The 23,493-nt window shown below is 58.8% G+C and carries 34 protein-coding genes; 22 read left to right on the forward strand and 12 right to left on the reverse strand.

The genetic code is table 11. The annotated features are described in order from the left end of the window. Positions 1-145: 145 nt before the first annotated feature. On the reverse strand, positions 146-1,156 hold the full coding sequence (gene dusA / locus KGB03_RS07185) for a tRNA dihydrouridine(20/20a) synthase DusA (protein ID WP_223526659.1): 1,011 nt from the start codon (positions 1,154-1,156) through the stop codon (positions 146-148). 102 nt (positions 1,157-1,258) lie between these two features. Between dusA and KGB03_RS07190 the strand changes: the two genes are divergently transcribed. Continuing rightward, the gene (locus KGB03_RS07190; protein WP_223526768.1) at positions 1,259-2,383 is read left to right on the forward strand and encodes a site-specific integrase; all 1,125 of its coding nucleotides are present in this window, start codon (positions 1,259-1,261) and stop codon (positions 2,381-2,383) included. Between the two features lies 1 nt (position 2,384). Here the strand turns inward: KGB03_RS07190 and KGB03_RS07195 are convergent, their stop codons facing one another. The 10 genes from KGB03_RS07195 to KGB03_RS07240 are packed head-to-tail and all read right to left on the reverse strand — an operon-like array spanning position 2,385 to position 5,966. Further along, positions 2,385-2,660 carry a pyocin activator PrtN family protein gene (locus tag KGB03_RS07195; RefSeq protein ID WP_223526660.1) on the reverse strand — a complete coding sequence of 92 codons (276 nt, stop codon included), beginning with the start codon at positions 2,658-2,660 and terminating at the stop codon, positions 2,385-2,387. Next, positions 2,657-3,199, reverse strand: coding sequence for a hypothetical protein (locus tag KGB03_RS07200; RefSeq protein ID WP_223526661.1), 543 nt, complete (start codon positions 3,197-3,199; stop codon positions 2,657-2,659). Before KGB03_RS07200 ends, KGB03_RS07195 begins: the two co-directional genes overlap by 4 nt. Next, entirely contained in the window at positions 3,196-3,738 is a 543-nt protein-coding gene (locus KGB03_RS07205) for a phosphohydrolase (protein WP_223526662.1), read from the reverse strand. Before KGB03_RS07205 ends, KGB03_RS07200 begins: the two co-directional genes overlap by 4 nt. Further along, complete coding sequence (locus KGB03_RS07210) at positions 3,735-3,956, reverse strand: hypothetical protein (RefSeq protein ID WP_223526663.1); 222 nt, start codon at positions 3,954-3,956, stop codon at positions 3,735-3,737. The genes KGB03_RS07205 and KGB03_RS07210 overlap by 4 nt, the downstream gene beginning before the upstream one ends. Beyond that, positions 3,953-4,372, reverse strand: coding sequence for a hypothetical protein (locus KGB03_RS07215; protein WP_223526664.1), 420 nt, complete (start codon positions 4,370-4,372; stop codon positions 3,953-3,955). The genes KGB03_RS07210 and KGB03_RS07215 overlap by 4 nt, the downstream gene beginning before the upstream one ends. A gap of 59 nt (positions 4,373-4,431) precedes the next feature. Then, entirely contained in the window at positions 4,432-4,749 is a 318-nt protein-coding gene (locus KGB03_RS07220; RefSeq protein ID WP_223526665.1) for a pyocin activator PrtN family protein, read from the reverse strand. After that, the gene (locus tag KGB03_RS07225) at positions 4,742-4,882 is read right to left on the reverse strand and encodes a hypothetical protein (protein WP_223526666.1); all 141 of its coding nucleotides are present in this window, start codon (positions 4,880-4,882) and stop codon (positions 4,742-4,744) included. Before KGB03_RS07225 ends, KGB03_RS07220 begins: the two co-directional genes overlap by 8 nt. Before the next feature lie 25 nt (positions 4,883-4,907). Beyond that, entirely contained in the window at positions 4,908-5,192 is a 285-nt protein-coding gene (locus KGB03_RS07230; RefSeq protein ID WP_223526667.1) for a phage antirepressor KilAC domain-containing protein, read from the reverse strand. A 10-nt stretch (positions 5,193-5,202) separates the two neighbouring features. After that, positions 5,203-5,793, reverse strand: a complete 591-nt coding sequence (locus KGB03_RS07235) for a hypothetical protein (RefSeq protein ID WP_223526668.1) — start codon at positions 5,791-5,793, stop codon at positions 5,203-5,205. Next, a complete protein-coding gene (locus KGB03_RS07240; RefSeq protein ID WP_223526669.1) occupies positions 5,790-5,966 on the reverse strand; it encodes a hypothetical protein in 177 nt (58 codons plus the stop codon). Before KGB03_RS07240 ends, KGB03_RS07235 begins: the two co-directional genes overlap by 4 nt. 373 nt (positions 5,967-6,339) lie before the next feature. Here KGB03_RS07240 and KGB03_RS07245 point away from each other — a divergent pair, with 373 nt between their 5' ends. After that, on the forward strand, positions 6,340-7,347 hold the full coding sequence (locus KGB03_RS07245) for a DUF4917 family protein (RefSeq protein ID WP_223526670.1): 1,008 nt from the start codon (positions 6,340-6,342) through the stop codon (positions 7,345-7,347). Position 7,348: 1 nt separating this feature from the next. Here KGB03_RS07245 and KGB03_RS07250 read toward each other — a convergent pair whose 3' ends face one another. Further along, a complete protein-coding gene (locus tag KGB03_RS07250; RefSeq protein ID WP_223526770.1) occupies positions 7,349-8,080 on the reverse strand; it encodes a LexA family protein in 732 nt (243 codons plus the stop codon). A gap of 79 nt (positions 8,081-8,159) precedes the next feature. Between KGB03_RS07250 and KGB03_RS07255 the strand changes: the two genes are divergently transcribed. The 20 genes from KGB03_RS07255 (at position 8,160) to KGB03_RS07350 (ending at position 23,492) form a co-directional block, all read left to right on the forward strand. Beyond that, positions 8,160-8,420, forward strand: coding sequence for a hypothetical protein (locus KGB03_RS07255; protein ID WP_223526671.1), 261 nt, complete (start codon positions 8,160-8,162; stop codon positions 8,418-8,420). 334 nt (positions 8,421-8,754) lie between these two features. Then, on the forward strand, positions 8,755-9,273 hold the full coding sequence (locus KGB03_RS07260) for a phage regulatory CII family protein (RefSeq protein ID WP_223526672.1): 519 nt from the start codon (positions 8,755-8,757) through the stop codon (positions 9,271-9,273). Continuing rightward, positions 9,266-9,493 (forward strand): TraR/DksA family transcriptional regulator, encoded by a 228-nt coding sequence (locus KGB03_RS07265; RefSeq protein ID WP_223526673.1) that lies wholly within the window; start codon positions 9,266-9,268, stop codon positions 9,491-9,493. Before KGB03_RS07260 ends, KGB03_RS07265 begins: the two co-directional genes overlap by 8 nt. Continuing rightward, on the forward strand, positions 9,483-11,699 hold the full coding sequence (locus KGB03_RS07270; RefSeq protein WP_223526674.1) for a VapE domain-containing protein: 2,217 nt from the start codon (positions 9,483-9,485) through the stop codon (positions 11,697-11,699). Before KGB03_RS07265 ends, KGB03_RS07270 begins: the two co-directional genes overlap by 11 nt. Next, positions 11,692-12,054: a hypothetical protein gene (locus KGB03_RS07275; protein WP_223526675.1), complete on the forward strand. Its 363-nt coding sequence runs from the start codon at positions 11,692-11,694 to the stop codon at positions 12,052-12,054. The genes KGB03_RS07270 and KGB03_RS07275 overlap by 8 nt, the downstream gene beginning before the upstream one ends. Positions 12,055-12,581: 527 nt before the next feature. Beyond that, a complete protein-coding gene (locus KGB03_RS07280; protein WP_223526676.1) occupies positions 12,582-12,926 on the forward strand; it encodes a phage holin family protein in 345 nt (114 codons plus the stop codon). A 164-nt stretch (positions 12,927-13,090) separates the two neighbouring features. Continuing rightward, on the forward strand, positions 13,091-13,648 hold the full coding sequence (locus KGB03_RS07285; protein ID WP_223526677.1) for a terminase small subunit: 558 nt from the start codon (positions 13,091-13,093) through the stop codon (positions 13,646-13,648). Between the two features lie 4 nt (positions 13,649-13,652). Then, positions 13,653-15,674 carry a phage terminase large subunit family protein gene (locus KGB03_RS07290; RefSeq protein WP_223526678.1) on the forward strand — a complete coding sequence of 674 codons (2,022 nt, stop codon included), beginning with the start codon at positions 13,653-13,655 and terminating at the stop codon, positions 15,672-15,674. A 1-nt stretch (position 15,675) separates the two neighbouring features. Next, positions 15,676-15,882: a phage head-tail joining protein gene (locus KGB03_RS07295; protein WP_223526679.1), complete on the forward strand. Its 207-nt coding sequence runs from the start codon at positions 15,676-15,678 to the stop codon at positions 15,880-15,882. After that, entirely contained in the window at positions 15,882-17,363 is a 1,482-nt protein-coding gene (locus KGB03_RS07300; protein ID WP_223526680.1) for a phage portal protein, read from the forward strand. The genes KGB03_RS07295 and KGB03_RS07300 overlap by 1 nt, the downstream gene beginning before the upstream one ends. Further along, a complete protein-coding gene (locus KGB03_RS07305; protein ID WP_223526681.1) occupies positions 17,360-18,514 on the forward strand; it encodes a head maturation protease, ClpP-related in 1,155 nt (384 codons plus the stop codon). The genes KGB03_RS07300 and KGB03_RS07305 overlap by 4 nt, the downstream gene beginning before the upstream one ends. 2 nt (positions 18,515-18,516) lie before the next feature. Continuing rightward, on the forward strand, positions 18,517-18,861 hold the full coding sequence (locus tag KGB03_RS07310; protein WP_192407230.1) for a head decoration protein: 345 nt from the start codon (positions 18,517-18,519) through the stop codon (positions 18,859-18,861). Between the two features lie 63 nt (positions 18,862-18,924). Next, entirely contained in the window at positions 18,925-19,920 is a 996-nt protein-coding gene (locus tag KGB03_RS07315) for a major capsid protein (protein WP_223526682.1), read from the forward strand. 2 nt (positions 19,921-19,922) lie between these two features. Further along, a complete protein-coding gene (locus KGB03_RS07320; protein ID WP_223526683.1) occupies positions 19,923-20,243 on the forward strand; it encodes a hypothetical protein in 321 nt (106 codons plus the stop codon). Beyond that, entirely contained in the window at positions 20,240-20,905 is a 666-nt protein-coding gene (locus KGB03_RS07325; protein ID WP_223526684.1) for a phage tail protein, read from the forward strand. Before KGB03_RS07320 ends, KGB03_RS07325 begins: the two co-directional genes overlap by 4 nt. Then, entirely contained in the window at positions 20,898-21,413 is a 516-nt protein-coding gene (locus tag KGB03_RS07330; RefSeq protein ID WP_223526685.1) for a hypothetical protein, read from the forward strand. The genes KGB03_RS07325 and KGB03_RS07330 overlap by 8 nt, the downstream gene beginning before the upstream one ends. A gap of 29 nt (positions 21,414-21,442) precedes the next feature. Further along, complete coding sequence (locus KGB03_RS07335) at positions 21,443-21,976, forward strand: phage baseplate assembly protein V (protein ID WP_223526771.1); 534 nt, start codon at positions 21,443-21,445, stop codon at positions 21,974-21,976. A 54-nt stretch (positions 21,977-22,030) separates the two neighbouring features. Next, positions 22,031-22,282, forward strand: a complete 252-nt coding sequence (locus KGB03_RS07340; protein ID WP_223526686.1) for a hypothetical protein — start codon at positions 22,031-22,033, stop codon at positions 22,280-22,282. 5 nt (positions 22,283-22,287) lie between these two features. Beyond that, positions 22,288-22,614 carry a GPW/gp25 family protein gene (locus tag KGB03_RS07345; RefSeq protein WP_108183283.1) on the forward strand — a complete coding sequence of 109 codons (327 nt, stop codon included), beginning with the start codon at positions 22,288-22,290 and terminating at the stop codon, positions 22,612-22,614. Then, positions 22,611-23,492, forward strand: a complete 882-nt coding sequence (locus tag KGB03_RS07350) for a baseplate J/gp47 family protein (RefSeq protein ID WP_223526687.1) — start codon at positions 22,611-22,613, stop codon at positions 23,490-23,492. The genes KGB03_RS07345 and KGB03_RS07350 overlap by 4 nt, the downstream gene beginning before the upstream one ends. The last annotated feature ends 1 nt before the right edge of the window (position 23,493 follow it).

Raw genomic sequence — 23,493 nt, forward strand, 5'->3', positions numbered from 1 at the left:
ACCCGAGCGCTGACAGCCACTCAAGGGTGCATGTACGTATCGAAGGCCCCAGCGGCAACAACCTGAAAACGGCTGTTTGAATGGCGGGGCGCGGTATCGGTAAATACGATGCCAAATCAGACCACAGGTTCAACCCAAGCGACCGTTAACGCCCCTCAAGCAACTCCGCCGCCTGATCCAGCAACGCCAAAGGCTCTTTAGCCTTGTGAATATCGACCGACAACAACTGCCGAAACTTGCGCGCCCCGGGAAACCCGGTGCCCAGCCCCAGCACATGCCGAGTGATATGGTGCATCGAGCCGCCCGCATCAATGTGCGCGGCTATATAAGGCCGCAACTGCGCCAGCGCCTCGGCACGGCTGATCACCGGCGCCGTGCTGCCGAACAGTTGCTGATCCACCTCGGCCATCACATAAGGGTTGTGATAGGCCTCACGACCCAACATCACACCGTCGAACGTCTGCAAATGCTCGTGACAGGCTTCCAGCGTCTTGATCCCGCCGTTGAGAATAATCTCCAACTCCGGAAAATCCGTCTTCAACCGCGCCGCCACGTCATAACGCAGAGGTGGAATGTCGCGGTTCTCCTTCGGCGACAACCCCTCCAGAATCGCAATCCGCGCATGCACCGTAAAACTCGTGCACCCGGCATCCCGAACCGTGCCGACGAAATCACACAACTCCTCGTAACTGTCCCGCCCATTAATCCCGATGCGGTGCTTCACCGTCACCGGAATCGACACCGCATCGCGCATCGCCTTCACACAATCGGCCACCAACTGCGGATGCCCCATCAGGCACGCTCCGATCATATTGTTCTGCACCCGATCACTCGGGCAGCCGACATTAAGATTCACCTCGTCGTAACCGTGCTCCTGCGCCATTCGCGCGCAGGCGGCCAAGTCCAGCGGCACACTGCCGCCGAGTTGCAGGGCGAGCGGGTGTTCGGCTTCGTTGTGACGCAGAAATCGGTCGTGATCGCCGTTGAGCAACGCGCCGGTGGTGACCATTTCTGTGTAGAGGAGAGCGTGCTTGGAGAGTAGGCGCAGGAAAAAACGGCAGTGACGATCGGTCCAATCCATCATAGGCGCAACGGAAAACCGCCGAGATAGCGCATGGTTTGAGTTTACTGGGCTGGAGTGGGTGTTTGGTACCATTTGGCTCAACGTATTTATAGCGTGTTTTTAGGCGTTTTCAGGCGTTTTTTCGATGGCACTGGTACAATGTACCAATCACTTTCGGAATTGTACCAGTCGACTATGGCAACGATCAGAGCACGAAAACGCACCGATGGCTCAGTCAGTTACACGGCACAGATACGCCTGTTTCGCGATGGAGCGCAAGTCTACCAAGAGAGCCAGACCTTCGCCCGGAAACAGGCGGCACAAGCGTGGGTGCGGCGACGTGAGGCAGAGCTAGATCAGCCTGGTGCGATTGAGCGAGCGAACCGCAAGGGCGTCACCGTACAGGACATGATCAAGCAGTACCTGGATGAAATGGAGAAAGTCCGGCCGCTGGGTAAAACCAAGGAAGCCACTCTAAATGCTATCGCGGCGACGGAGTTTGGCCAGACCGTTGATTCCGCCATCAACAGTCAGCGATTGGTGGATTTTGCACTCTGGCGTATGAGCAAAGAGGGTGGCGGTGTTCAGCCGCAGACGGCCGGCAATGATCTGGCGCACCTTGGGGCTGTCCTATCGATTGCACGGCCAGCTTGGGGGTATGAGGTCGATATCCACGCGATGGCAGACGCTCGAAAGGTGTTGAGAAAACTGGGTTACAACATGAAAAGCCGCGAGCGGGATCGGCGGCCGACCAAGGACGAGCTGGATAAGGTGCTGGAGCACTTTGTAGGTATTCAACAGCGTCGCCCTAGTTCGATCAACATGCTCAAAGTCACCGGCTTCGCGTTGTTCTCCACGCGTAGGCAAGACGAGATCGGCCGAATGCTTTGGGAGGATGTCGATGAAGAGCGTCAGCGGGTGATGGTGCGGGACATGAAAAACCCAGGCCAGAAGCTTGGCAACGATGTTTGGTGTCACCTCCCGGATGAAGCCTGGCGCATTCTGAAAAGCATGCCAAAGGAGCGTGCAGAGATTTTCCCCTATAACTCGTCATCGATCGCCACTGCCTGGGCAAAGGCGTGCAAGTTTCTGATGATTGAAGATCTGCACTTCCACGATCTGCGGCACGACGGCGTGAGCCGGTTGTTTGAAATGGACTGGGATATCCCACGAGTGGCCAGTGTTTCCGGCCATCGGGATTGGAATTCATTGCGCAGATACACCCATCTGCGCGGGCGAGGTGACCATTATGCCGAATGGCCGTGGTTAGAGAGGATCATTCAGGCGCCTGTGAAGCTAGGCGCCTGGGGCAAGCAGTAAGTTAACTGGCTCGGCGGAACCCGTTGAGCTGATTGCATTCCTTCACTGCAGCCTCCCGCTGCAGGTCAAGGTACGTCGCTAGGTCTGTGATATGGATGCCTTTCGCGCTTTTTTGGCTTGGCTCCATACGTGTGATCGGGATCTTGATTTGACCGGCCATGACTTTGCGCTGGAACATATCTGTGGTCAGGTGCGTGAAGTAGTCTTTGCACACCTGCTCCAGTGGGATAATCGCTCGGCCGTTGTATTGGGCCATCAGTATAAAGGCAGTGTTCATGCCTGAGTCTCCTGCTGGGCCACGGTCAGTAGCGGGTTGGCTCCACGTACAGGCTGCGGGTTGTCTAAAACGGTACGCTTCGAAGCACGACGCGACCACGCTCCAAAGCCCGCTCTGTATGCATAGTGCTCGCGGGCGAACTTGTCGGATGTACACGCACCAGGTGACGTAATGTACGTCCCGCGTTGTTTGCAGTACTGCAGTCCTTCAGGTACTGGAAACTCCTTCTCGAACTCGACGCGCTCGTCAATTTGGGCTGCTTTGGCGGCTGATTGTTCTGGAGTCTCCTGATCACGCAGAAGAGGCTTATACCCCACGACAGGCTGCGCGGGCGGGCAATTCTGAGCGATCAGCGTTGCATCGGGTGTGGCTGCCTCGCGCAGCTTTTCGTGGGGTATAAGTGCCTCGGCAGTGGCGCTGATAGAAGCAGTAATGCCTGCTGCTGCGCAGCAGAGACTCTTTGTTTTTTGCGTGTCGACGTCGTTAGCGTTGCAGAGCAAAGCGGTCGATGCTTGGGTGGTGTGCAGATCCATCTTCATGCCGCTTTCCTCCGGTGTTCGATAGCGAGTTGGTCCATCAGGTGCTGGTGATAGCTCAGCCGTGCTTCGGTGGTTGACCATGGACGGATGATTTCGGCCGTGGGTTCTATGTCGATCAGGCAATCCCAGATGGCCGGGTCGGCGGGCATGAGGTCACGGCGTTCGGTTGCGAGTGCAATAAGGTCTGCATGGCGAACGGATGCTGGTAGTTCGAGTTCAAGGTTGAAGCGGGTGCAGATGCGATCCCAGATCCATTGCTCGACGTCCTGGTAGGCATGCATCCATTGTTTCAGCGGCCGCACCATGTCGCCGACATAAGCTTCGGTCGCGTCGTGTAGGAGTGCTGCCAACTTGTCCTCTTCAGGCACCAGGTCGGCGACCATGCAGCAATGCTGTGCCACGCTGTAGAACTCGCGGGTGTGGCCGTTGAAGCGGCACAGATGCGCGAGCGAATGGGAAATATCGCGTGGATCAATCAGGTCCGCATCAGGCTCATACAGATCAAAGCGCTTGCCGGTATAGGTCAGAATCTGGCTCATGCGGCCTCCTTGACCAGATCGGCCAGCAGCAGCGCGTTCTTGGTGTCTTTGTGCAATTTGCGCAGGGTGTCTGTGCCGATTAGCGTGGCCAACTGGCGGTCGAACTCTTTACGGTAACGGGTCAGCTCCAGCAGCTCGGTAGTGGCTTTGCTGCATCGCTGTTGTAGTGCGCCGGCTACCTGTGGGGGCAGGCGCAGCATTGGAGTAGGGCGGCTCATGCTGCATCCTCCTGTGCTACTGGTTCCAGAAGGGCAGCCATGGCAAGCGCTTGATCGCGGAGGGCGAGTGAATCGCGTTCCAGTTTTTTACCGGTGCGAAATGCACTGAATGTCTCGGCAGCGATTCTCAGTTTTTCGGCGATGTCCAACAGGGACTGGTGTTCTTTCGGACCAAAGATCTGGCTGTCCTTCAGTTTTTTGCAGAGGTGCGCAAGCTGCTTATGGTCGGCTCGAATGAACTGAAGGGATGCTTCTAGTTCGCGGACGGTCCTGGCGCTATCGGCGCGTTGCATGTCCTTCCCGTCTTGTATGCCGACGGTCAGGCCATCGCTACGTCCCACCATGTAGCCAAACCAGAAAAGAAGGCCGGCGGTAATGATGAGTCCGATCAATGCGTAGATTTGAATTGCAGTCATGTGGTGTGCTCCTGGTGATTCCAATAGGCCGGTGGTGGCAGCCATTTGGGTTGTTGGTCTTACTCAGTTGGTTCGTCCTGCGGTCGCAGCATCTCTTCATCCGCCTTGTAGGCACGGATGTCGATCAGTGACGCGACATGCCGGATGTGTGCGTACTTCGGCGCCTTGCGGCTGGTGTCCAGCGTGGTGATGGGCAGCTGAATCCGGCCGCTGTTGATCTCCGCTACAAACGATTGCTCGTTGAGGTTGCGGAAGTACTGCTCGCGCACTTTTTCCAGCGGGATCAGCACGTCGCCGAAGGTGCGGTAGAGCAACTCGACGGTGGCCGTATTGGGTGCTGGCAGTAGACGCAATGGGCTCTGGCTGGTGTTAGTCATTGGCTTGTTGAGCCTCCTTGCATTGTGTTTTTGCCGGGTGATTCCAGGCATTCAGGCAGTGACGTTTGGTCAGCTCCCGCAGATGCTCCGGCACTTCGAGGAGCGCGGCATTGCGCTCCTCGCGTGTGCGCATGGCGATGATCTGGCGGGCGTACTCCCTAGGCCACGTCACGGTTGTCTAGCGGGATAGCTGGTAGATCGAGCCCCAGTTGTTCGGCCAGCCAGAGGATGCCGGGTTGTTTCACCCGGGTTGACTGGCTGTACTGCATGCCTAGTTGGTCGTGGTACCAGTTGCTGTCCTTGATCCGCAGGTACTCGCGGTCGCGGGTCGGATAGGCCGGCAGGTTGCGATCGTTGAGTAGGCCTTTTTTACGCATAAGGCTGATCAGTTTGGGCCGGGTGATGCCCAGATGTTTGGCGGCTTGAGCTAAGGTACGTTCCATGACTGTCCCCCTAAGCTGCATGCGCCGCGGGAGTCGCCACGGCAGCCAAGTGGTTGATGGATTCGGCAACCATTTCATACATCTCGACTTCGGTACCGCACACAGTGAAGCACTTGGTGCGCGGGCGTTTCACTCCGATGCTCATGATGGTGGTGATGCCGGTGCGCGTTTGGTTGCGATGGATGGCGACATGGATTGGTAGTTCGAAGCCAAGGTCGAGGCTCAGCGCGCCGCCAGTGCGCACGAGCTCGAATACCTGCTGCCGGTGCTCGACATCAAAGGTGCCATAGCGTCGGCTCGCGTGAGGAAGGATCAGCAGGTCGGCTGGGTTGTTAGGATCGAAGGGGCCATTGACGATCTCTTCGATGAAGTCGGCCAGCTTGAGGTGCATCTTCGGGGTGTTCGGCAGGGTCAACGTGTGGCGCTCGCTGCCCAGTTCTACGGTGAAGAGCGTGTCTGATTTACTGCGCTCAACCTTCAGGCGGAACGACAGCACTTCTCGCTGCGGAGTGGATCGCAGAGTGTGATTGAAGGTTTCGCTCAGATTGACCTGGGCGTTGAGCAATTGCAGGGTGCGGTTATCCAGCTTGAATTTGCTCATGCTGCGTGCCCTCCGCCGTTCGGGTCGAAAGGTGTAGGCGTGGTGCGGGTTTTCAGTTTTGGTTTGGTGGCGATGAACGCGCAGCCTGATTCGCGGGCCAAGCGGCGAATCTCGAAGATGCGGTAGGGGTCAGCAGCGGCCGGGTGGACGTGCAGGGTGGCTGTGGTGTGCATGGTTTTACCTCGCTCTGTGGTGGAAGAGTGAGATAAATATCAACCAATGGTTGATTTGTGTCAACAACCAAAAATTGGTATTCCTTGCTTGGCGTCGTGCGACCTGCTGGGAGGAAGGGACCAAGTGGTTGTATTCAGAAACATACAGGTTCTATGATGGCGATAAGGTGGCTTTTTAGGCCATGTGATACATCTGCTACTTACACATCGTGCTAGGGATTCACATGCGAATTGGCCAAATTGATATTAAGTTAGATAAAAAGTGGGAGCTACAGGCGTTATATCGCAGGGCTGAGCCTCTTCAGAAACAGCAGGCGTCAAGGAATGCTCAGCTTTAATAATTTGACCGTTTGGATAGTGAAGGGAAGCAATTATGGGGCGGCTAGGTGTAGATTCGAGACTGTTAGATTGGGCGGAAGTTAACGATGATGAATGGACATCTTTGTTGTTGGGGAATGGGTTCAGTATAAATATTTGGGGTGAGTTTAATTATCCTAGCTTGTTTCGTGTGGCACAAAGAGTCGAGGTGGTTCCTCACCTGGTTAGAGAGTCGTTGGCTCTTTTCGACCATCTTGGGACGTCAAATTTCGAGGACGTTCTAAGAATTCTTTACCACTCTCACCTAGTGGATAGTCAGTTGGGCTCCCCTCAATCTGATCAGATTGAAGATCTATATGTTAATACCAAGGACTCATTGTCTGCGGCGATAAACTATGCGCACGTCCCCCCTGATTTTCGTGGTTTAAGAAATATAAATACCATTTTGGCTGAGTACAAGGATGTTTTTACTACCAATTATGATCTAATTCCTTACTGGGCAATAATGAAGGATTCGTACGATTTTAGAGACTTTTTTTGGGGAGGGAATAATAGTTTTGATTTGAATGATGTTGGTGTGCCTCGCGACAAAACGGTGATTTACTATCTCCATGGTGCGGTGCATTTGATTGAGAAACCTGATGGAACTACTAAGAAATTGGTGGGCGCGGGTTTTGAGCGTCTGTCGGATTTGTTCGATCTAGATCATCCCGAGCAAATACCTTTAATGATCTCCGAAGGTAGTTCTGCATCAAAGTTCTCAAGAATTAAGAGGAATGATTATCTTCGATTTTGTTATAGTCGTTTAAGCACTTTGGCGGGCAATTTAGTGGTGATGGGGCATTCGCTCCATCAGAACTATGATCAGCATATACTTGATGCGATAAGCGACAGTGATGTTGAAAGAATAGCAGTAAGCGTCTGGCCGCATATGAGTGAGATTGACATAATTTCGTTCAAAACACGTTTGATGCGAGAGCTGGATGGTAAAGACTTATATTTCTTTAATTCTGAAACGCATCCATTGGGAGTGCCCGAATTGTGCGTGAATGAGGATTTTTAAATTATTCTGGAATAAACGACCCAACGACTTTTCCACAAATATGAGTCTCTTCCGTAATATCAATGATTGGGTATTGCGGATTGATGGGCCTTAAAAACTGACGTCCAGCATCTTCGACTAAAATCTTGAACGTGGCTTCATTCGTGCGAGGAACTCTGGCAATAACTCGATCCCCCGTTTTAGTTTCTGCCTCGGGATCAACGAAGATAATACATCCCGTTGGGTAGCTACGGCCTGGCCCAGGGTTAGTCATCGAATCGCCCATAACTTTAAGCGCGTATCCGTTCGAACTAATTGGTACAGGGCAAGAGAGCCAAGTGTCGGCATCGTAAGGCTCAAAATTTGAGATTGCCTCGCACCAGGCGCCAGCTTGAACCCAAGAGATAAGTGGGACCTTGTCAAAGCGTTGCGTGACTTCGCTAATGTTGCTCTGTTCGCGGCCAATGTGCCGATGCAAATTACTTACAATGATCTTCTCTTTAGGCAGCACACCATATTCCAGCCACTCCCGGCGCACCTTCAGCCAGAAGCAGAGCGCAGTCATGCTGTCCGCCTCGGGCATTGCCTCGCCGTTCAGCCACTTGCTGACCGCCTGGGTTGTCTTATCGACCCCCAAAATCTTCAACTGACGTTGGATGTCCACGCCGCGACCCCGGCTGCGTACGCCGGCATCGTCGAGGGCTTCGTGTAAGCGCGAGCTGAAAGCGGCGCGTAGTGCATTTTTATCAACCATAGGTTGAGAGTGCCACGGAGCTTGCGCAATAGTCAGTTGATGTTTAATATCAACTCCGAGTTGATAAATGGAGGTTGCCATGTTGGACCCCGCAGATTTTCCGAACGCCATCGCGTTCGCTTTTGAGGCAGTAGGCGGCATTGGGGCCGCCGCCAAGGTGTGCGACAGGAGTTATCAGGCGCTGAACAAGTGGCGCCTGGCAGCCAGCCTGCCGCGAACCGACTACACCGGTGAAACGAAATACGCAGTGCTGTTGGCGACAGCTGCAAAGCAGAAGGGCAACCCGTTTGAGTCTGCCTGGTTGCTGAATGCATCCGCACCACAGAAGGCTGCTGCATAGCATAGTCAGAAAAAAGGCGACCCAAAGGCCGCCCAGTTCCTCCCGGCACACACCACCACAGTGCTGTCGGGTCGCGATAAAGATAGGCAGGCACACCACATGCGCACCGCCGACCTTTATCGCGCTGCCAAGGCACGGATGCCTTGGAGTTGCTGCCTTCTCCACCACAGATTGGGCAGCTGTTGCGCCAGAGGTGAACGACGGATCGTTTGCCTCGGCACGGTGCCGGTTTTGATCTTGAGGATCTAGCCGGCGTTTGGGCCTCTTCAAGCCACGCGGCAAATGTATCACCACTGCACGCCGCGGGCACTGGCAACCTGTAAGGATTAATGCCATGAGCCGAATCGCTCTGAGTTGTGTAGATCGGGCGCAGCGGGAAGTCCTGCCGCTCGATTTAGCGCTTTACCATGCTGCTCGGGATTACCCCGGTGGCGCTGCTGCAATTGCCGCCACCACCGGCAGAAACCCCACCACGCTGCAGCACAAGCTTTCTCCAACCCACCCCAGTCACACGGTGAACATTCAGGAGTTTGGCGAGATCCTGGAACTGACCAAGGACCGCCGTATTCTCGATGCGGTGCATGCGTTGGTGGGGGATACGACCTGGCAAGAGTTGGCCGAGGCGTACACCAATGACATGCCCGAGACATTGACCACAGGTATTGCCGCGTACTTCCGGCAGGTCGCCGATCTGGCTGATACCTGGGCCAAGAGCATTGGCGATGGTGTAGTGACTGACCACGAACTGGCCGAGATCCGCTTGCAGGTTTTCCGTGGTATTCAGGGGCTGCTGGGGATGTTCAACCGGGCCTCTTACGTCAACCAGACAACTCGGGGGGCGGACCGTGGCTGATATCGCTGATTTTGCGAATGACCTGGTGCAAGAGCGCATCGATCAGGCACTGGCGGCTCGTAACGCGGCCAAACCTGCGTCTGCCCCTCACTCTTTTATGTTCTGCGATAACTGCGATGAGCCGATCCCAGAGGCTCGACGGCTCGCCGTTCAAGGTTGCATTTACTGTGTGTCCTGTCAGGCCGTTGATGAAGTGTTGGAGGCTCGACATGCTCGATGAGGTTCTCGGTCAATTCGCAGACTATGGCCTTGAGCCGGCGCAGCCTCTGATTTTCGGCAAGCTGACCCGCTGCAAGACTTCGCAGGACAAGGGCAAGGAAAAGAACGGCTGGTATGTGGTGCACGAACACCGCACGGAGAAGGGCGAAACGCTGATCTTCGGTAGCTTCGGTGACTGGCGCTCCGGCGAGTCGCAGAAGATCAAGGTCAAGACCGGGCGCATGAGTCCGGAAGAGCGCGAGGTCATGCGTGCTCGTCAGGAGGATGCCAAGCGCCGCGCCGCCGAGATCGCCGCCAATGCGGCACGTCGAGCGGCGAACCGCGCGGCCGGGATGTTCAAGCGTATGCCGGAGAAGGGCCGTAGTGCCTATCTGGATCGAAAGCAAATTGTCGGTTTCGGCGTTCGTTACGCACCGCGCTCAGGCGCGTTTTTGGTGCCTATGTGTAACGCCCGGGATCAGATTGTCGGCTTGCAGGTGATCTATCCCGAGAAGCAGGAAGACACCGGTCGCGACAAATCCTACTGGCCTTACGGCATGTCGAAAGAGGGCGCCTTTCATCTGATCGGACCTCACCCAGAACCGGGCGAACCGGTGCTGGTGTGTGAGGGCTACGCGACAGGCGCTAGCCTGCATATGGCGACCTCGTTGACGGTGGCCGTCGCGTTTGATGCGGGCAACTTGCTCGCTGTCTGCAAGGCCATGCGCGAGCGTTTTCCTGGCTGCCCACTGATAGCCTGCCGCGATGATGACTGGAAAACCAAACGCCCGAATGGCGAGCCTTGGAACCCCGGTGAAGAGAAAGCCAGCAATGCCGCGTTGATTGTCGGTGGCCAGGTTGTCGGCCCGATCTTCTCGGTTGAGCGCGAGGACAAATGGACCGACTTCAATGACCTGCATGTTGCCGAGGGTCTGGAAGCGGTCCGCCGTCAGGTGTTGGCGGTGGTTAAGCCGCCGGCTGCTGGGGGCTGGAAGGATCAGCTGGCCCGCACCGAAAGCGGCGCCTTGATCGCGCACATGCAGAACGTCGAGCTGATTCTTGGCAATGACGAGCGCTGGGCCGGGGTGATCAGCTACAGCGCGTTCAGTTCGAAGCTCGTCAAGCTGCGGTCTGCGCCCTATGGCGGCGGCACTGGCGATTGGGCGGATATTGATGATGTCCGGGTGATGAAGTGGCTCGCGCAGCAATACAACCTGCGGGTGAAGTCGTCCCATGTGATTGAGGCGGTGAGTGTGGTTGCTCATGACCATGCCTTTCATCCGGTGCGTGAGTACCTGGGAAAGCTGGATTGGGACCGTGTCCCTCGGCTGGAGAGTTGGCTGAGCGATGTGATGGGCGTCCAGTCCAGCGACTACTCGGCCAAGGTGGGGAAGCGCTGGATGTTATCGGCGGTGGCTCGGGTGATGAAGCCTGGCTGCAAGGCTGACTCGGTGATGATCCTCGAGGGCGCACAGGGGGCCGGTAAATCAACGGCGATGAGCATCCTCGGCGGCGAGTGGTTCATGGACACGCCTTTTGCTCTCGGCGACAAGGACGGTTTTCAGGCCATTCGGGGCAAATGGATTGTCGAGCTAGGGGAGCTGGACAGCTTCAACAAGGCCGAGAGTACCAAGGCTAAGCAGTTCTTCTCAGCGTCCACCGATACCTATCGCGAGAGCTACGGCCGCAGAACGAACGACGTGCCACGCCAGTGTGTGTTCGTGGGTACCACCAACCAGGATGAATACCTCAAGGATGCCACCGGCAACCGGCGTTATTGGCCGGTGGCTTGTACCAAGGTCGATCTGGAGAAACTGCGCGAGATCCGCGACCAGCTCTGGGCTGAGGCGATGTTTTGCTACGAGGCGGGTGATATCTGGTGGGTGATACCTGATGAAGCTCCGATGTTCGCCGAGGCACAGGACGAGCGCTTTGTGGTGGACGAGTGGGAAGGCCCGATCTTGACCTGGTTAGAGGAGTCGCAGATCGGCGAAACCACATCAGGCAGTGAGGTGCTGACCAACGCCCTGAAGCTCGATTTCGGCCACTGGGGCAAGCCTGAGCAGATGCGTGTTGGGGCGATCATGCACCGTCTCGGCTGGCGGCGTACCCGCATGCCGGCGCTGGTGAAAAGCGGGCAGCGGCCTTGGGCTTACAAGAAACCGGTAGGTTGGGGTGGTGTTCCTGCGCTGCAGCGGATCGAGTTCGAGGAGCCTTGCTTTGATTAAGCGAATCGACGAGATGCTGAAGCTATGGGCCGAGGATCTGCACAGCCAACGCGAAGGCGGGTCGGAATTGGGCGGCGGCAACATGATTGCCATGTTGATGGAGTGCAAGGGGGAGTTGATTCGCGGGACTCGCGGCAGCCGTGTGCTGCTGGATGAGTCGGCGGATATCGAGCTGATTGTGAACAAGCACCTGCCACCGCAGTTGTCGGTGGTCGTGCGTGAGCACTATTGCAATCACGAAAGCTTTTTGTCGCAGAAATACACCCATTGCGGGTGCAGCCGCGATACGTATTACCAGCGTTTGCATGAAGCGCATTTGTGCATTGCCGGCATGTTGATGGGGAAGGCTGCGTGACCCTAGGCATGGTTCCGACTGTTGTTGTCCCACTGGCCCGCCTTGCCCCACTTCGTTTTAACGTAGTGGGACAAGCGCGGGCCTTGTCATTGTTGGGCTGTCCCACCGTCCCACCTGCTGGAGCCTCCCGCCCATGTGAGCGGAGCGGGCACCAGCACGCGCCCGTGGCGCGCACGCGTGTTATTGAATTCCCTTCTTTACACGAGAAAGAAGATAAAAAAGTAGGACAGTGGGGCGACGCCCCGAATTTAGGCGCTCTCAGGCGTCCCACTTCGATTTTGAAAGGTGGGACAAATGGGACAACGCAACAGCAACAGATAGCCGAGGTGGTGTATTCACCGACATTGCCTAGGCGTTCACCCTGCGTTACCCACATATTCACCGGGTGGCATTAAAGTGGGGTTGCTGCCACCGGAATCCACCTGTAAAAAGTAGTCATCTTCGATAGGTGCGACCGCAGAGAGCGGCAGGCACCACACACCAAACCCGGCCATTGCGCCGGGTTTTTGCGTTTATGGGGTAGGGCGATGACGAACGAACAGCAAGCGCTGGCAGAGATGCCGATTTGGTTAGTGATCGCCTTGGCCCTGGTCGGCGGTGTATCTGGCGAGATGTGGCGAGCCGACAAGGATGGGGCGCGGGGCTGGGCGTTGTTACGGCGGTTAGCGCTTCGGTCCGGTGCCTGCGTTGGTTGCGGACTGTCCACCATGATGTTGTTGCACGCCGCCGGGGTTTCGATCTGGACCGCATCAGCGATGGGCTGCCTGACCGCGATGGCGGGGGCCGATGTTGCCATCGGGTTGTACGAACGCTGGGCCGCCAAGCGACTGGGCGTCTGCGAAGTGCCACCCGCAGGTGGCGATCAGGGGTGATGCACCGTTTCGGGGCGCCGAAAACTGCCGGGGACCCTGGGGGCATTCCGGGGGTACGGGGTCGGAAACCCGCGGGAAAGTGTTAGCGGACAGTTCACCAGCTTAGTGAACTGGGGTGAACAGGTGAACCCCCCGTATTCATTAGGTGAACAGGACATTCCATCATGACTGTAATCAGCAAAACGGAGTTTGCAGCACGGCGCGGCTGGGCGAAATCGTATGTGTCCAAGTTGGCGAATCAGGATCGGTTGGTCCTGACTGACGATGGCAAGGTGGAGTTGGAAGCCACCGAAGCATTGCTGGCCGAGTCCGCCGATCCAAGCAAAGCCGCTGTCGCCAACCGACATGAACGGCTTCGCCTTCAAAAGGAGGCTGAAATCGCCGTCGAAGAACCTGCGGTGCTGCCAGTCGGGCAGGCGGTGGACTTCCAAAAGTCTCGGGCTCTGCGCGAGCACTACCTGGCCCTGCAAGAGCAAGCCAACTTCCACAAACAGCAGGGCACCTTGGTCGAGCGTATCGCCGTGGAAACCGGCGCCTTCAACGCCGGCCGCCTGTTGCGGGATCAACTCCTGGGTATGCCCCCGCAACTGGCACCGGAACTGGCCGTCATGACCGACCCCTGGCAGATCGAAAAGCACCTGACCGCCGCTATCCGTCGCTCGCTTGAGGATGCAGAACGCTTGTCCTCGGCGGATCTTGAACACGCCCTGACCACGAGTTAAACCCATGCCCACGGAAATCCCTGACGGTGCTGAGGTGTACCGGGAGGCGTATTTTCGTGGGCTGCATCCTGACCCGGACGTCTGGGTCGATGAGTGGGCCGACGAGTACATGCGTATCCCGCGTGACACTGGTGCCGCTGAGCCAGGCCAGTACCGCACGTCCCGCACGCCCTATGCCCGCGAGCCGATGCGCTGCCTGTCACCGGCTCACCCCTGCAAACGCGTGATCACCATGGTCGCCTCGCAGCTGATGAAAACGCAGATCGCCTTGAACTGGATCGGCGGTCTGATCCACATGGCGCCGTCCAATATCCTGACTCTGCTACCGAGCCTCGGCCTGGCCAAGCGGGTGTCGTCGCGGATCGGTAAAACCATCAAGGCCACGCCGGTATTGCGTGAACGGGTGGCGTCTAGCCGTTCACGAGACTCACGCAACACCATGGACACCAAGGAGTTCGAGGGTGGTTCGCTGTACGTCACCACCGCCGGCTCGGCGGCCAACCTCTCGGAGCTGTCGGCGCGCTACGTTTACGGCGACGAGATCGATCGCTGGGAAGTGGACATCGGCGAAGAGGGCGACCCTATCGAGCTGGCGGAAACCCGAGGCAGTACCTTCGGCCGTAATGCCAAGTTCTACTTCTCCAGCTCACCGACGATCAAGGGCGCCTCGCGGATCTCCGACCTGTTCGAGGGCAGCGACCAGCGTTACTACTACGTGCCATGCCCGAGCTGCGGGCACATGCAAATCCTTGAGTGGGAGCGACTGCATTACTCGAAGGACTTTAGTGTCGTGCATTACCAGTGCGCCGGGCCTGAGTGCGACGTACTGATCGATGAGTACCACAAGGGCGAGATGCTCACCAAAGGCGAGTGGCGTGCCCATGCCGAAGGCGATGGCGAGACGGTGGGCTTCCACCTCAACGCGCTGTATTCGCCGCTGGGCTGGATGGACTGGAAGTCGCTGGCCAAACAATTCGAGAAGGCCAAGAAGGCCCAGGCAAAAGGCGACCTGGAACCGATGCAGGTGTTTTACAACACCCGTCTGGCGAAGGTCTGGGACAGCGCACAAGAGCAAACCAAAGCCGATGTGCTGAGGCAGCGGGCGCGGTTGGAAGGCTTCACCCTCGACTCACTGCCGGCGGCGGTGCTGATGATCACCGGCTCCGTCGACGTCCAGGCCAACCGTCTGGAGTTTATGGCGATGGGTTGGGGCGTCGGCATGGAGCGTTGGGTCGTCGATTACCAGGTGGTCTCGGGGGATCCCGCAGACGAACGCACCTGGGCGGCCTTGGACGAACTGCTCAAAGCTAAGTATCGCCATCCGTGCGGTGTTGGTTTGGGCGTTCTGGCTACCGCTGTCGACTCCGGTGGCCACCACACCGATGAGGTCTATCAGTTCTGCCGCGTCCGCCGCTGGCGGAATGTGTTCGCCATCAAGGGCGCGAGCAAACCCGGGAAACCGGTGATTGCTCAGCGCCCGTCGATGGTTGACGTGACGTGGAAGGGCCAGACCGAACGCAACGGCGCCGAGCTGTGGTTCGTCGGTACCGACACGGCCAAGGACTGGATCTACAACCGTTATTCGTTCCCTTCCGGGCCAGGTGCGTTGCACTTTGCCAATGACCTGCCGGACGACTTTTTCGACCAGTGCGTCGCGGAACGCAAGGTTGCGCGCTACATACGCGGCCACAAGCGCATCGAGTGGGTCAAGGGCAAGGCCGAGCGTAACGAAGCGCTCGACTTAATGGTGTATTGCCTGGCCATGGCGCACTACCTGGGTCTCAACCGCTACAAGGAACACGACTGGGAACGGGTGCGTCAGTCTCTGGCGCAGTCCGGATTGTTTGACGAAGCCCTGGGTATCAAGCCCGTTCAAGGTGAACGCGTCAGCAACACTGGGCAAGCAACCCCCGTTGCTGCACCGCAATTGGCTCCACAACCTACTGCGCCGATCGTGCCATCGCGGCCGGCAGCGCCGCCACCTCAACGCCGCAGCTCCACCAGCGGTTACCTGAAGAGACGCTGATATGTCCTTTACCCAGAAGCACCTCGACGCAGTAGAGGCGGCTATCGCACGCGGTGAAAAAGTCGTGCGCTACACCGACCGCACCGTGGAATACCGCACCATCGACGAACTGCTCAAGGCGCGCGATCAGATCCGCACTTCGCTGGTCAACTCAGCCGGGCCGCGCTCGCGTGTAGTTCGGTTGACCCACGGAGGCAAAGGAGTGTAATGGCCCGCCACTATCCGACGCTGACCCGTAACGGATTCGTGTTGCCGTCGAACATCAAGGCCAGTTACGAAGGTGCTGGAGAGGGCCGACGATCCACTGGCTGGGATGCTCCCGACAACGGGGTCAACAGCATCAACACGCCGGCACTGCGTAACTTGCGTTCGCGCTCCCGGGCGGCGGTTCGCAATGACCCGTATGCCTTCAACGTGATCGATAAGCGCGTCAGCAACCTGATCGGAACCGGCATCACCCCGCGGCCGAAAACTGACGACGAAGTCCTGCGCAAATTGTTGCAGGAACTCTGGGAGGACTGGGTTGATGAATCAGACGCTGATGAACGCACCGACTTCTACGGCCAGCAGGCGCTAGCAGCTCGCACGGTTGAAACCTCGGGCGAGTGTTTTGTGCGGTTGCGTCCGCGCAGTTTGGACGAAGGCCTCGCGGTACCGCTGCAGCTGCAGATACTCGCGCCGGAGTTCGTCCCGCATGACAAGTTTGAGACCACCAAAACCGGCAACCTCATCCGCGCCGGGATCGAGTTCACCCCGGATGGCAAGCGGGTGGCGTACTGGATGTACCTGTCGCATCCGCGTGACTCGTCGTCGCTGAACGCCGGTTACAACCAGTTGGTGCGCGTGCCGGCCTCGCAGGTGCTGCATATCTTTGAACCGGTCGAGCCGGGTCAGTTGCGCGGCGTACCGCGCTTGTCACCGGTGCTCAAGCGCCTGCGCAGTCTCGACAACTACGACGACGCGGTGTTGTTCCGCCAAGAGGTGGCCAACCTGTTTGCCGGCTTCATCAGTCGACCCGCACCGGAATCCGGACCAGTGCCCAGAGATCCGGTTACCGGCCAACCGCTGAGCCTTGATCGCGACGGCTTCACGCCGATGGTCGCGCTGGAACCCGGCACCATGCAGGAGCTGGGGCCGGGTGAAGAGGTCGAGTTCTCCAAACCGCCGGACGCGGGCAACAACTACCCGGACTTCATGCGGCAGCAATTGATGGCTGCAGCGGCGGGGACAGGCACGCCTTACGAGATCCTCACCGGTGACATGCGCGAGGTCAACGACCGGGCGCTGCGTGTGGTGCTCAACGAGTTTCGGCGCCGTCTGGAACAACTGCAATTCGGTGTCTACGTCCACCAACTCTGCCGCCCGGTGCGGGCGGCCTGGATGGACATGGCCGTGTTGTCGGGTGTCCTGGTGCTGAAGGATTACGCACAGCGTCGACGTGAATACCTGCGCACTCGTTGGGTGCCGCAAGGCTGGGCCTACATCCAGCCCGTGCAGGACGTGCAGGCGCGGCGCATGGAAGTCCAAGCGGGCTTTGCCTCGCGTAGTGAGATGGTGCTGCGCACCGGCTACGACGCCGAAACGGTCGACGCGGAAAACGCCGCCGATCTCGCCCGGGCCACGCGTCTGGGCCTCAACTACAACACTCTCGACGCCGTCGAGCCCATCGACGACAAGGAGCAACCATGAGCAAGAAAGCGCGACCGCGCATTTACAACCGCGCTGGTCAGCGGGTGCAGGTGCAGGACAAGACCTGGTACGCCGTGCACGCCAGTGGCGAGGCCACTGAGCGGGTGATTGAAGTATTCGTCTACGGCGAGATCGGTGCCTGGGGTGTGACGGCCAATCAGTTCGTGCAGGATCTGCGCGCCATGGACGACGGCGTCTCGGAGGTGGTCGCAGCGTTCAATAGCGTCGGCGGAGACCTGTTCGACGGCTTGGCCATGCACAACGCGTTGAGGCGCCTGGGCGCGCGTTGCACCGGGCGGATAGATGCCTTGGCCGCCAGTGCCGCCAGCGTCGCGGTGTGCGGCGCGCATAAGGTCGTCATCGCCGAAAGCGCGATATTGATGATCCACAACCCCTGGACCTACGCGGCCGGCGATGCCGAAGACTTCCGCAAGGTGGCCGACGTTCTCGACCAGACGATGGAAGCCATCATCGCGGCCTACAAAGCGAAGGCGCCGAACATTGATGAGGTTGAATTGCGGCGGCTGGTCGCTGCTGAAACCTGGCTCACCGCGAATGAGGCCTTGGCCCTGGGCCTGGCCGATGAAATCGGCGACGGGATCAAGGTTAAGGCCTGTCTCGGTCAGGGTGGCGTGTTGCAGCGTTACCAGCATGCACCGGCTGAGCTGCTGGCCCAGCTTGATGAGCCACCCGAAACGGATCAGGAACTGGAGGTTGAGACTCCACCGCTGGAACCGCCGGTGGTCGACTCGACCAAGTTGGCTCTGATGATCACCCAGCGTTGCACCGAGGCGGGGATCAGCAACCTGGTCGCGCCACTGCTCAGTTCGACCAAGCTTGAAAGCGAAGAGATCGTCCTGGCTGGCCTGGTTCGTGCCAAGGCGGTGAATGATCTTTGCGTGGCTGCACGCTTGCCGGAGTTCAGTGCTGAGTACGTCGCGGCTGGACTGGACGCAGCGGCAGTTCGGGCGCGCCTGTTCGACAAGATTGTCAGCAGCGGCAAAGGCTTTGAAATCGACAACAGCTTGCCACTGGACAGCGACCCAGTGCCGAAGGTGCTGGCTAAACAAACTGATCCCACCTCGATCTGGGCCGCTCGACAAGCGGCTCACTCTGGCACTGCGCACGGCGCGAAAGGAGCAAGACCATGACCATGACCATCAAAAAAGAACCGATCCACGCCGGTGAGTTTCTGCTGTCCGAGGGCGCCGGGAACATTTCGCGTGAGTCGATCAACGTCGCCGCCGGCCCGGCACTGTACCCGGGCCAGGTCCTCGGCTTAGTGACGGCCACCAGCGAATTTGCGCCGTACGCTCCGGCGGCCGAAGACGGTACTCAGGCTGCCGTGGCGATTCTCTTCGGTCCGCTGGGTGAGTCGGATGTGGTGCGCCGTGGTCGCGCCGTCGTGCGATTGGCGGAAGTCAGTGAAGCGCACCTGACCGGACTCGACGCCGACGCCGAAAAAGACTTGGCTGCCCATTTCCTGATCGTCCGATAAGTCGATCAGCCCACTGCATGCACCCCCGCCTTGAGCGGGGTTTTTCATTTCTGGAGAGTACCCATGGCCGATATCGCCATTTTTGACGACGAAGCGTTTACCGTTACCGCGCTCACCGCTGCACTCAACGAACAACCGTACTTGCCGGGCCGCATCAGTGGGCTGGGCCTGTTTCGCGAGGAAGGGGTTACGACCCTGACTGTGCAGATTGAAAAGGACGGCGACACCCTGGCATTGGTACCTGCTGGTGAGCGCGGGAGTTCTGGTCTGGTGGTTGCGGCCAGCAAGCGCAACCTGATTCCGTTCAACACCGTCCACCTGCCAGAGCGTTTCACCATCAAGGCCGACGAGATCCAAGGCATTCGCGCCTTCGGTACCCGCACCGAGTTGCAGGCGGTGCAAGATGTGGTCAATGCCCGCCTGGCCAAAGCGCGTCGGCAGTTGGATGCGACCCATGAGTTCCAGCGCATGGGGGCGCTGAATGGCCTGATCCTCGATGCCGATGGCTCGACGGTGCTGCTGGACCTTTACGACCGTTTCGGTGTGCAGCGTCAGAAGCTGTCCATGGGTTTGGCGGACCCGAGCACTGAGTTGCGGGTTAAATGCGGTGAAGCGCTGGATATGCAGGAAGACGCGCTGGGCAGTGTGACCAGTACCGGCTCTCGCGCCTTCTGCGGCAAGAACTTCTGGAACAAGTTGATCGTTCACAAGGCAGTCAAAGAAACCTACCTCAACAGCCAGCAAGCGGCAGCGTTGCGCGGTGATGCCCGTGAAAGCTTCGAGTTCGGCGGCATTGTCTGGGAGCGCTACCGTGGCAAGGTGGCGGGTGTGTCTTTCGTCCACGATGACAAGGCGTTGCTGATCCCTGAGGGTGTGCCTGATCTGTACATCTCGGTGTTTGCTCCGGCGGACTACATGGAAACGGTCAACACTCAGGGAATCCCTTACTACAGCATGATCGAGCCGCTGCCGTTCAACAAAGGCATGGCCGGGGAAGCGCAGTCCAACCCGCTGCACCTGTGCACCCGACCTCGCGCCCAGATCCTCCTGGAGCTCTGACCATGGGCTTTCGCGATCTGATCGCCGAGGTCGACGCGGTGGTATTCGAAACGCTGGGCGACACCGCGCGGATTGAGGGTCGCGATGAACCGGTGTTCGGTATGTTTGCCGCGCCCTGGTTGCAGCCGAAGTTCGGCAAGCTCAATACCGGGTTACGTGAGCCGCGTTTCGAGATCCGCGTCAACGATTCGCAAGGCCTAGAGCCGGGCCTGTTGGTCAGTATCGATTTGCCCGCCTTGGATGGCGGTGGCGATTACGACCTGTTGCAGCTGGAGCCGAGCGGCGACGGCCTGGTCGCCTTGATCCTGAGGATGCGCCCATGAGTGTCGGTAGCTATTTCAAACCCTCGGCCGGCGGCGGGATGATTTCTATCCAGTCCTCGGCCACGGACCTTCAAGCGTTTCAGGACTTTGCCAAGTTGGTACCTAAGGCTGCGGCAACGGCACACCGACGTGCGATCAACAAGACGTTGGGTTGGTTGCGCACGCACATCGCCCGGGCCGTCAGCCGGCAGGAGCGCATCGCTGTCGCGGCGGTGCGTCAACGCTTGCGCAGTTACCCAGTATCCGGCGGGGCTACGAGCGGCAAGCTGTGGTTCGGTCTGAACGCCATCGAGTCCAGTCGGATCGGTCGAGCACGGCAGACTGGCAGTGGCGTGTCAGTGGCCGGGCGGCGTTACCAGGGGGCGTTCCTGAAGAAGGTCTACGGCAACAAGCCCGACATCTGGATTCGCACGGCGAGCAAGCACTTCAACGCGGACGACTACCCCGACAGCACGGTGTCACCGGGTCGCGGGCCGAGTTCGGGGTGGGTGGCGGAAAATGGCAGTCGCTTTCCGCTGGCCAAGGCGAAAGTCTCGCTGGAACAGGCGCGGCCACACTTCAATAGCTGGGTACAAAAGGCGGATGAGCGCCTGCTGGAGCTCCTGAAACAGGAGCTCAACTTTGAGCTGCAGAAGTACCTCAAGAGGATAGGCAATGTCTGACGAGCCTTTGAGTCTGGACCAGCTTTATCAGGCCGTTGAACAGCATCTGACGACCCATCTACCAGGCGTGCAGGCTGTGACGGTCTGGCCGAACATTTCGAACCGCGTGGCACTGCCAGCAGTGTTTTTGGAGCTGGCCGAGATCGAGCCGGGTACCGACATTGGCACGGGTGAAACCACGTTGGTGTGCAGGTTCGAGGCGCGCATCATCGTCGACCCGATCAAGCCGCATCATCAACGGCAGGCCGTGCAATTGGCGACCCAGCTCGCCGTGTTGCTGCGCGCACAGACGTGGGGGTTGCCGGTCGAACCCGCCGAGTTCGTACAAGCACAGCAGGACTGGACCCAACCGGCGCTTGATGGCTACACCGTCTGGTTGGTGGAGTGGACTCAGCAGGTGTACCTCGGTGTTGAGGAGTGGCCTTGGCCTGATCAGCCGCCGGGCATGCTGCTGATTGGGTTTAACAACGATGTCAAAGAGGACTTTGTCCCAGTGGAGGACATGTGAGCGGCTACGCAAGCGCCCAGCATGACCGCATGATCGCGGGAGTGGTCAAGGATTGTTATGTGGTCGCCCTGGACTTGGTCGCCTCCCCGCCGGTGTGTCGAGTCTCGGATGGCGAGTGGACCAGCGCTTGGGTGCGTTGGCACAGCATCGCCGCCGGCAAGGCCAGGCACTGGCGGGCGCCTTCCATGGGCGAGCAGGGGGCGTTGATCAGTGCCAGCGGTGACGTGTCACAGGGCACGTTTATTCCGGGCCTGTACGGCAACGCCGGCGCACCACCGGATAACCGCGACCATGTTGAGGTCTGGCGCTTTGATGATGGCGGTTCGCTGATCTACGACTGGCAGGCTAAGAGCTACAGCATCACCCTGCCCAGCGGTACGGTCACCATCAAAGTCGCCAGCACGGAGGCGGTCATAACGGACAGTGCTGTGAACGTGACCACCGGCAATATCAACCTGAAAGCGGCGGTGACCATCGACGGCGCATTACACGTCACCAAGGGCATCACCAGTGCCGGCGCGATCATCGACGCCGGTGGCAACAGCAACCACCACACGCATTAATTTCAACCCACGACAGCCCGCCCAGTGCGGGCTTTTTCATGCCTGGAGAAACACATGGCCAAGATCGTCGACATGCTTGTCACCGACGCACAAGTGTCCGCATCACCGATGCGGGAACCGTTACTGCTAACGACACCGGAGCTTTTGAAGTTTCGCGACAAGGTCTACACGTCGCGGCTGCTGATTGTCCCGGACTCCGACCGCACCGTACCGGTGAACAAGGGGGGGGTAGAGGTTTCGGTGTCCGATACCGACGCCGTCAAGTTCCTGAAAGCCAACGAAGAGTTCGAGCTGCTGAAGGAGTGATGTAGATGATCGGAATGGACCGCCACACCGGCCAACCCATTTCCGGCATCGCGCACTTGCGCCAATCCGTTCCAGACATTTTGGGCACGCCGTTGGGCAGCCGCCGTCATCGGCCGGAGTACGGCAGCAAGCTCCGGCGGTTTGTTGACTTGCCCGTTAATGAGGGCTGGAAAAGCGCCGTACAGGCTGAAGTAGCCCGCGCCCTGGGGCGCTGGGAGCCACGTTTGAAACTGGATCAGGTGCGCGTCATTTCCGTTATTGGCGGGCAAATCAACCTGAAGATTGTCGGCGAGTACCTGGGCGACGGCGTCACGTTGGAGGTAGCCGTATGAGTATCGTGGATCTGTCGTCGCTACCGGCGCCGACTGTGTTGGAGCCTCTGGACTTCGAAGAGGTTTATCAGGAAGGGCTGGGCATCTTTCGCGGGTACATGGGCGGCAACTGGACCGCCGCGCTGGAAAGCGATCCGGTGGTGAAGGTGCTGGAGGTCGGCGCGTACATCAAGGTCGGCAACCGTGCCCGGGTGAATGATGCCGGCAAGGCGGTATTGCTAGCGCACGCCATAAAGGGCGACCTCGATCACCTGGGGGCCAACGTCAATCTGAAGCGCCTGGTCATTCAAGCCGAGGATCTGCTGGCGGTGCCGCCGGTGCCGGAGGTCAAGGAGGACGACGATCCGTTTCGCGAGCGTATCCAGTTGGCCTATGAAGGGTTGACCACGGCCGGCCCGCGTAACAGCTACATCCTGCATGCGCGTAACGCCTCGGGGCTGGTGGCGGATGCCACGGCCGAAAGCCCGGCGCCGTGTTGCGTTACGGTAACGGTGTTGGGGTTGGACGGGCAGGGCGTGGCGCCGCCGGAGCTGCTGGCCACGGTGGCCGCCGCGCTGAATGACGACGACGTGCGGCCGGTGTGCGATCGGGTGACGGTGCAGAGCGCCCAGGTAATCCCTTATCAAATTAACGCGATTCTGCACATGGTCAGCGCCGGCCCCGAAGCGGATGCCAGTTTGGCCGAGGCGAAAAGCCGATTGGCGGTCTGGATCAATCCGCGCAAACGGCTGGGCATCGAGGTCGCGCGCTCCGGCGTCGATGCTCAGGTGCACGTTGCTGGCGTTTCTCGGGTTGAGCTGATCGGCTGGCAGGACTTGGCCCCGACCAAGGCTCAGGCGGCGTTCTGTACGGGCTACACCGTGACGCTGGCGGGCTGAC

This window comes from Pseudomonas sp. BF-B-26 (assembly GCF_019956495.1).
Classification (GTDB): domain Bacteria; phylum Pseudomonadota; class Gammaproteobacteria; order Pseudomonadales; family Pseudomonadaceae; genus Aquipseudomonas.